Consider the following 8308-nt stretch of genomic DNA (forward strand, 5'->3'; position numbering starts at 1 on the left):
TCAAACCAGGCAGGCTCACCACCCACCAGGCGCGTTCGATGTAGTCGCGGGCCGAAGCCAGCATGGTGCCCCACTCAGGGGTTGGCGGTTGTACGCCAAGGCCGAGGAAGCCCAACGCAGCGGCATCGAGAATCGCCGAGGAGAAGCTCAGGGTCGCCTGAACGATCAGCGGTGCCATGCAGTTCGGCAGCACGGTGATGAACATCAGGCGTGGCAGACCGGCACCCGCGAGGCGCGCAGCGGTCACGTAGTCGCGGTTCAGTTCGCCCATCACGGCGGCACGGGTCAGACGCACGTAGGACGGCAGGGAAACCACAGCAATGGCGATCACGGTGTTGATCAGACCAGGGCCGAGGATGGCGACAATCGCCACAGCCAGCAGCAACGACGGCAGGGCCAGCATGATGTCCATCAGACGCATGATGGTCGGGCCAATCATCTTCGGGAAGAAACCGGCGAACAGACCGAGGAGGATCCCCGGAATCAGCGACATCACCACCGACGACAAGCCGATCAACAGCGACAGGCGCGAGCCCTGAATCAGGCGCGACAGCAAATCACGACCGAGTTCATCGGTGCCGAGCAGGAACTGCATCTGCCCGCCCTCAAGCCACGCCGGCGGCGTCAGCAGGAAGTCGCGGTATTGCTCGCTCGGGTTGTGCGGGGCGACCCACGGCGCGAACAGTGCGCAGAAAATCACCAGCAACATGAACATCAGGCCGGCGACCGCGCCCTTGTTCTTGGAGAAGGCTTGCCAGAATTCTTTGTACGGAGACGGGTACAGCAGGCTTTGATCCGCGGTGGTGGCGGACGTCGCTACTGAGGAAGTTGGAGTGCTCATTGAATTGGACCTCAGCGCTGATGACGGATGCGTGGGTTGGCAAAGCCGTAGAGGATGTCCACTACGAAGTTGACCAGAATCACCAGGCAGGCGATTAACAGGATGCCGTTTTGCACAACCGGGTAGTCCCGGGCGCCGATGGCTTCGATCAGCCATTTACCGATGCCGGGCCAGGAGAAAATGGTTTCGGTCAGGACTGCACCGGCCAGCAGCGTGCCGACTTGCAGGCCGACCACGGTGAGTACCGGAATCAGCGCGTTACGCAGACCGTGGACGAACACCACGCGCGACGGCGACAGGCCTTTGGCCTTGGCGGTGCGGATGTAGTCTTCGCGCAGTACTTCGAGCATCGACGAACGGGTCATCCGCGCGATCACCGCCAGCGGAATGGTGCCGAGCACGATGGCCGGCAGGATCAGGTGATGCAGCGCGTCGAAGAACGCCCCGACGTCATCGGCCAGCAGCGTGTCGATCAGCATGAAACCGGTGCGCGGTTCGATGTCGTAGAGCAGGTCGATCCGCCCGGAAACCGGCGTCCAGCCCAGGCTCACCGAGAAGAACATGATGAGGATCAGGCCCCACCAGAAGATCGGCATCGAATACCCCGCGAGGGAGATGCCCATCACCCCATGGTCGAACAGGGATCCTCGCTTGAGTGCCGCAATCACCCCGGCCAGAAGGCCCAGAATGCCGGCGAACAGCAGGGCGGCCATGGACAGTTCCAGGGTCGCCGGGAATAGAGAGGAGAACTCGGTCCATACGCTGGTTCGCGTGCGCAGGGATTCACCGAGATCGCCTTGAGCCAGTTTGCCGATGTAGTCCAGATACTGGGCATACAACGGTTTGTTCAGACCTAGGCGTTCCATTGCCTGAGCGTGCATTTCGGGGTCGACCCGACGTTCGCCCATCATCACTTCCACGGGGTCGCCAGGGATCATGCGAATCAACGCGAAGGTCAGCAAGGTGATGCCGAAAAACGTGGGGATCAATAACCCCAGTCGGCGGGCAATAAAACTAAACATCTTGTGTAGTACCTCATCAGCCGGTTAGGCGTGCCCGGCGTCCCTGGGGTCAGGGACGCGGGGAGTTTCTTATCTACTTCACCTGGGTGGTGGCGAAGTTATTGGTTGTGAGAGGGCTGATTTGATAACCCTCTACGTTGTTGCGCATTGCCGTGAACATCCTGGTGTGGGCCATGCTGATCCATGGCTGATCCTGATTAAACAGCACTTGCGCCTGTTCGTAGAGCGCGGCGCGTTCGGCCGGATCTACTTTAGCCCGTGCTTCATCCAGCAGTGCCTGGAATTTCTCGTTGCACCAACGTGCATAGTTTTCGCCGTTCTTGGCCGCTTCACAACTGAGCATAGGCGTCAGGAAGTTATCCGGGTCGCCGTTGTCACCCGCCCATCCGGCAGACACCATGTCGTGCTCGCCGTTCTTGGCGCGTTTAAGCATTTCGCCCCATTCCATCACACGGATGTCGATTTTGATCCCGACTTTCGCCAGGTCAGCCTGCATCATTTGCGCGCCGAGCATCGGGTTCGGGTTGGTCGGGCCGCCGCCGTTACGGGTAAACAGAGTAAACACGGTGCCTTCCGGTACGCCGGCTTCTTTGAGCAGGGCGCGGGCTTTGTCCAGATCGCGTGGCGGATTCTTCAGGTCGTGGTTGTAGCCGAGCAAGGTCGGCGGGTACGGGTTGACCGCGACCGAGGCGTTGCCCTTGCCGAACAGCGCGTTGACGTAGGCTTCCTTGTCGAAGGCGATGTCGATGGCCTTACGCACGCGCACGTCGCTCATGTATTTGTGCGTGGTGTTCATGGCGATGTACGAGACGGTCATCGCGTCGAGTTCTTCGACTTTCAGGTTGCTGTCTTTCTTGATGCTCGGGATGTCATCCGGCTTCGGATACAGCGCGACCTGGCACTCGTTGGCCTTGAGCTTCTGCAAGCGGACGTTGTTGTCGGTGGCGATCGCCAGAATCAGCGCTTCGGCTGGTGGCTTGCCACGGAAGTAGTCCGGGTTGGCCTTGAAACGTACCTGCGCATCTTTGGCATAACGCTGGAAGATGAACGGGCCGGTGCCGATCGGCTTGCTGTTCAGGTCGCCGGTCTTGTTAGCCTTGAGCAACTGATCGGCGTATTCGGCCGGATAGATCGAGGAGAACGCCATCGCGATGTCGGCTAGGAATGGCGCTTCGCGGCGGGTCAGGGTGAACTTGACCGTGTTGTCGTCGACTTTTTCTACGCTTTTCAGCAGTTCTTTGAAGCCCATGCTTTCAAAGTACGGGAAGCCCACGCTCGACAGTTTGTGCCACGGGTGATTCGGATCCAGCTGACGCTGGAAGCTCCAGACCACATCGTCGGCGTTCATGTCGCGGGTCGGCTTGAAGTATTCGGTGGTGTGAAACTTGACGCCTTTGCGCAGATGGAAGGTGTACGTCAGACCGTCTTCGCTGATGTCCCAGGATTCGGCGAGTGCCGGGATCACTTCAGTGCTGCCGGGTTTGAAATCGGCCAGGCGGTTGAAGATGGTTTCGGCCACAGCGTCTGCCGTGACTGCAGTTGTGTACTGAACCATATCGAAGCCTTCCGGGCTGGCTTCGGTGCAGACGACCAAGGGCTTGGCCGAGACGCCAACAGCGACACTCAGCAAGGCAGCCGCGATGGCCGCACGTAGGGGAAGCATTTTCATCGATAACCCTCTGCAATCGGTTGAAGACAAAAAGCCGAACGGCCGACTCATCATGAGTCAGCCGTCGGCAGGCGTTTTACAGAATGTTGAACGGAATGGTGGTCACCAGACGGAACTCGTTGATGCTGCCGTCAGCCTGGTTTTCGCTGGCACGGTGAGCGGTGTAAGTGCCGCGAACCGTAGTGGCTTTGAGCGGGCCGCTCTGTACCGCGTAGGTTGCACCGATGCCGTATTCATAGTGGGTTTCGCCGTCCATCGCCTGCACGCCGTCGTAACCGCCACCCTTGTAGTGAGTGCCGTCGATGCCCCAGCCGCGCGCCTGGTAGATGTTGAACTTCAGGCCTGGCACGCCGTATTCGGCCATGTTGATGCCGTAGGAAACCTGGAAGGATTTCTCGTTCGGGCCGTTGAAGTCGGACAGCAGGGAGTTGGCCAGGTAGATGCCGTTGGTTTCGTGCAGGTAGTCGAAGTACTCGTTACCGTTCACTTCCTGATACGAGAAGGTCAGGGTGTGGGCCAGGTGAGTCAGGCCGAACGACAGCGAGTAGGTGTCGTTGTCGATTTCGCCCAGCAGCTTTTTGCCTTCGTCGACGGTTTTGTAGTAGTTCAGGCCGGTGGTCAGGCTCAGTACCGAGCTGTCGCCCAATACGTGCGTGGCGCCGAAGTAGTACTGGTTCCAGATGTCTTCGGCCTGCGTGCCCCAGAGGCTGGTGGTCAGGCTGGCGAATGGCTGGTAGGAAATACCGGCAGTGTTGACGTGATCGGATTCCACCCGGCCGTTGCCGTACTCAGTGCGGAATTTTTGCAGGCTCTGCTCCGAACGTGGCGAGACGCGGTCGAAGGTCGCCACGTCGAACGCCAGGTTGTTGAGCTCTTCGCTGTGGATCGCGACACCTTCGAAGCTCGAAGGCAGGGCACGGTTACCGATCACGTCGACTTGCGGGCTGCTGAAGTTCATGCGGCCGGCGGTCAGGGTGGTGTTGGAAACACGCGCCTTGATGTTGGCCAGGCCCAGTTTGCTCCACTGATCAACCGCGTCGCCGTTGTCTTTGTGGGTCAGGGTACGGTTGTTGCCGGACGCCGGGCCGGTTTTCGGCGCGCCGCCATTACCGGAGGCCAGGTTCTCGCGATCACGCTCCAGCGCGAGGGCGTTGTAGGCCGCGATTTCAGTGCTGAAACCGACAGTACCTTCGGTGAAGCCCGAGTTGTACTTGACGATGGTGCCCTGAACCCAGTTGATCCGGCGGTCGGTCTCAGCCAGTTGACCGTCCTTTTTATAGGCGAACTTGGCGCCACGCTTCAGTTGCTCGTTGGCGTACCAGTTACGGGTCGAACCGCTGATCGATTGACCTTCGACGAAACCGGTGGCTTCCGCCTGGGCGCTCTTGTCGTTGATCGTCACCGGGGTGAACGCCTGGCTCTGGGTTTCCGCATAAGCGGTTGCGGTGATGCTGCTTATGGCCAAGGCCAGTATCGCGGTGCTGCTCAGTTTCATGGGTGAAGCTCCTTTACTTTCTTTTTATGCCGGCTTTTTTGGGTTGGCCGGTTATTGGTTTAGAACTCATTCACACATCGCAAACGTTTGCCAAATGCCTGATTGGCGAATTTCGGCAAAGCGCTTGCGTGAGGGGCTAGACGGGCCCCTCAGCGTTGCGGCTAATCGGTTGGGTTAATCGATGCTGACACCCGAGAAAACGTTGCGTCCGAATGGGCTCACCTTGAACCCTTCGATTTTCGTGCTCAGCGGCTGGTTGACCGTCGAGTGGGCGACAGGCGTGATCGGCACTTGCTGTTTCAGCAACTGCTGAGCCTGTTTATAGAGAACGGTGCGCTGGTCGCGGTCGGTGACGACCTTGGCCTGTTTGATCAGCTTGTCGTACGCCGGATCGCACCACATGGAGTAGTTGTTGCCGCCAATGGCGTCGCAGCTGTACAGCGTGCCGAGCCAGTTGTCGGGATCACCGTTGTCGCCGGTCCAGCCGATCAGGCTGATATCGTGCTCGCCATTCTTGGTGCGCTTGATGTACTCGCCCCATTCGTAACTGACGATTTTCACTTTCAGACCGATTTTGGCCCAGTCAGCCTGGAGCATTTCGGCCATCAGTTTGGCGTTCGGGTTGTACGGACGCTGCACCGGCATCGCCCACAGGGTGATCTCGGTGCCTTCCTTGACGCCCGCAGCCTTGAGCAGCTCTTTGGCTTTTTCCGGGTTGTAGGCGGCGTCTTTGATGCTGTCGTCGTAAGACCACTGGGTCGGCGGCATGGCGTTGACGGCCAGTTGGCCGGCGCCTTGATAAACAGCGTTGAGAATCCCTTGTTTATTCACCGCCATGTCCAATGCCTGACGCACTTCGAGCTGATCGAACGGCTTGTGGCGTACGTTGTAGGCGATGTAACCGAGGTTGAAACCCGGTTTGGAGATCAGTTGCAGTTTCGGATCGTTCTTCAGCGCGTCGACATCGGCCGGACGCGGATGCAGGGTGATCTGGCACTCGTCTGCCTTGAGCTTCTGCACGCGCACGGAGGCGTCGGTGTTGATCGCGAAAATCAGGTTGTCGAGTTTGACCCGGCTCGGATCCCAGTACTGCTTGTTGCCGGTGAAGCGGATGTTCGAGTCTTTCTGATAGCTCTTGAACACGAACGGCCCGGTGCCGATCGGCTTCTGGTTGATGTCGCTCGGTTTGCCGTCGGCCAGCAGCTTGTCAGCGTATTCGGCGGACAGAACGGCGGCGAAGCTCATGGCGAGGTTCTGGATGAACGCGGCGTCGACGCTGTTGAGCGTGAACTCCACGGTCAGCGGCCCGGTCTTCTCGACCTTGGCGATGTTCTTGTTCAGGCTCATCCCGTTGAAGTACGGAAACTCCGTCGGATAGGCCTTACGGAAGGGTTGTTGTGGATCAAGCATGCGATTGAACGTGAAGAGCACGTCGTCGGCGTTGAAATCGCGGGTTGGCTTGAAGTACGGCGTTGTATGAAATTTCACACCTTCACGTAAGTGAAACGTGTACTTGAGACCATCCTCGGAAATGTCCCACTTGGTGGCCAGACCCGGTACGACGTTGGTCGCGCCTTTTTCGAACTCGACCAGACGGTTGTAGATCGGTTCGGCGGCATCGTTATCGGTGGCCGTGGTGTATTGCGCGGTGTCGAAACCCGCGGGGCTGCCTTCAGAGCAGAACACCAGACTTTTGCTGGCGGCGAAACTCGCGGACGTGGCGGCCATCAGGCCGGCGCCCAGCAATGCGGAAAAAACCAAGGTATGGCGCATGACGCTCCCTCTTTTTTAGTGTTGTGCAATGCGCCGCGTCTCGTCCTGAAACGTTGTGGTCGCATTGAGCTCAATCCAATACGTACGGCAAACCGGTGGCCCACACAGAAACTGGTCAGAACCCGACGGTATTAGCCGTGGGCCTGGCAGTAAATGCGTAAAAGCCTGAAAACCTCGTAGGAAAAGGCAACGCGGCCTCGCCACTGCAAGTCTCTGCAGCGGAATCGGCTGTAGGCAAATTCCTAACATCCCGGCAGGTAAAACAGCGGCGACGTCATAAACGTCGCCGCTGCAGTGCCTTATTTGCTGACGCTGACGCCGTAGAAGGAATTCAAGCCGAATGGGCTGATCTTGAAGTCCTGCACGTTGGCGCGCATGGGTTGGTACACCGTCGAGTGAGCGATAGGTGTCATTGGGACTGCATCTTTGAGGACGTGTTGTGCCTCTTTGTACAGTTCGGTGCGCTTACCTTGGTCGGTTGTGCGCTTGGCTTCTTTGACGAGGCCGTCGAACTTCTTGTCGCACCACTTGGAGAAGTTGTTGCCGCTGAGCGAGTCGCAGCCGAACAGCACGTTCAGCCAGTTGTCCGGATCACCATTGTCACCGCTCCAGCCAATGATCATGGCCTGGTTCTCGCCACCTTTGGAGCGCTTGATGTACTCACCCCACTCGTAGCTGGTGATCTTCACTTTCAAGCCGATCTTGGCCCAGTCGGACTGGAGCATTTCGGCCATCAGTTTGGCGTTCGGGTTGTATGGACGCTGAACCGGCATCGCCCACAGAACGATCTCGGTACCTTCCTTGACGCCGGCTTCCTTGAGCAGCTGTTTGGCTTTCTCAGGATCGTACTTGGCATCTTTGATGGTGGTGTCGTAAGACCACTGGGTCGGCGGCATGGCGTTGACGGCGAGTTGGCCCGCGCCCTGATAAACAGAATCGATGATCTGTGGCTTGTTCACAGCCATGTCCAGCGCCTGACGCACGCGCAGGTCAGCCAGCGGGTTTGCCTCGTTGCTGCCTTTGACCTTGTCCATCACGTTGTAGGCGATGTAACCCAGGTTGAAACCCGCCTGGTCAGGCATCTTCAGTGCTGGATCTTCTTTCAGCGCTTTCAGGTCGGCCGGACGCGGGAACAGGGTGACCTGGCACTCGTTCTTTTTCAGCTTCTGAATACGTACCGACGGGTCGGTGGTGATGGCGAAGATCAGGTTGTCGATCTTCACGTCTTCAGGCTTCCAGTAGTCCTTGTTCCCGGTGTAGCGGATGTTGGAGTCTTTCTGGTAGCTCTTGAACACGAACGGGCCAGTGCCGATCGGCTTCTGGTTGATGTCGGCGGCTTTGCCTTCCTTGAGCAGCTGGGCAGCGTACTCGGCGGATTGCACCGAAGCGAAGCTCATGGCCATGTTCTGGATGAACGCGGCGTCGACTTCTTTCAGGGTGAACTTGACGGTGTGGTCGTCGACTTTATCGATCTTGGTGATGTTGGTGTCCATCCCCATGTCGGTGAA

At 58.5% G+C, this 8308-nt stretch carries 6 protein-coding genes; all 6 read right to left on the reverse strand.

Annotated elements, in window-relative coordinates:
* Positions 1-841: ABC transporter permease subunit (locus ACIOMO_RS22350; RefSeq protein WP_401243628.1), on the reverse strand; the 841-nt coding region annotated here is incomplete at its 3' end.
* A gap of 11 nt (positions 842-852) precedes the next feature.
* Complete coding sequence (locus tag ACIOMO_RS22355) at positions 853-1863, reverse strand: ABC transporter permease subunit (protein WP_053117067.1); 1011 nt, start codon at positions 1861-1863, stop codon at positions 853-855.
* Between the two features lie 73 nt (positions 1864-1936).
* Positions 1937-3532 (reverse strand): ABC transporter substrate-binding protein, encoded by a 1596-nt coding sequence (locus ACIOMO_RS22360; RefSeq protein ID WP_053117068.1) that lies wholly within the window; start codon positions 3530-3532, stop codon positions 1937-1939.
* Between the two features lie 76 nt (positions 3533-3608).
* The gene (locus ACIOMO_RS22365) at positions 3609-5027 is read right to left on the reverse strand and encodes an OprD family porin (protein ID WP_212549726.1); all 1419 of its coding nucleotides are present in this window, start codon (positions 5025-5027) and stop codon (positions 3609-3611) included.
* A 174-nt stretch (positions 5028-5201) separates the two neighbouring features.
* On the reverse strand, positions 5202-6800 hold the full coding sequence (locus tag ACIOMO_RS22370) for an ABC transporter substrate-binding protein (protein WP_159815356.1): 1599 nt from the start codon (positions 6798-6800) through the stop codon (positions 5202-5204).
* Between the two features lie 299 nt (positions 6801-7099).
* On the reverse strand, positions 7100-8308 hold a 1209-nt coding region (locus tag ACIOMO_RS22375), incomplete at its 5' end, for an ABC transporter substrate-binding protein (RefSeq protein WP_401243631.1).

This window comes from Pseudomonas sp. NPDC087804, from assembly GCF_044742965.1.
In the GTDB taxonomy this organism is placed as follows: Bacteria; Pseudomonadota; Gammaproteobacteria; order Pseudomonadales; family Pseudomonadaceae; genus Aquipseudomonas; species Aquipseudomonas rustica.

Excerpts from the sequence above, each read along its gene's own strand:
- ACIOMO_RS22365 (WP_212549726.1), bottom strand. The coding sequence starts at position 5,027 with ATGAAACTGAGCAGCACCGCGATACTGGCCTTGGCCATAAGCAGCATC.
- ACIOMO_RS22355 (WP_053117067.1), bottom strand. The coding sequence starts at position 1,863 with ATGTTTAGTTTTATTGCCCGCCGACTGGGGTTATTGATCCCCACGTTT.
- ACIOMO_RS22360 (WP_053117068.1), bottom strand. The coding sequence starts at position 3,532 with ATGAAAATGCTTCCCCTACGTGCGGCCATCGCGGCTGCCTTGCTGAGT.
- ACIOMO_RS22370 (WP_159815356.1), bottom strand. The coding sequence starts at position 6,800 with ATGCGCCATACCTTGGTTTTTTCCGCATTGCTGGGCGCCGGCCTGATG.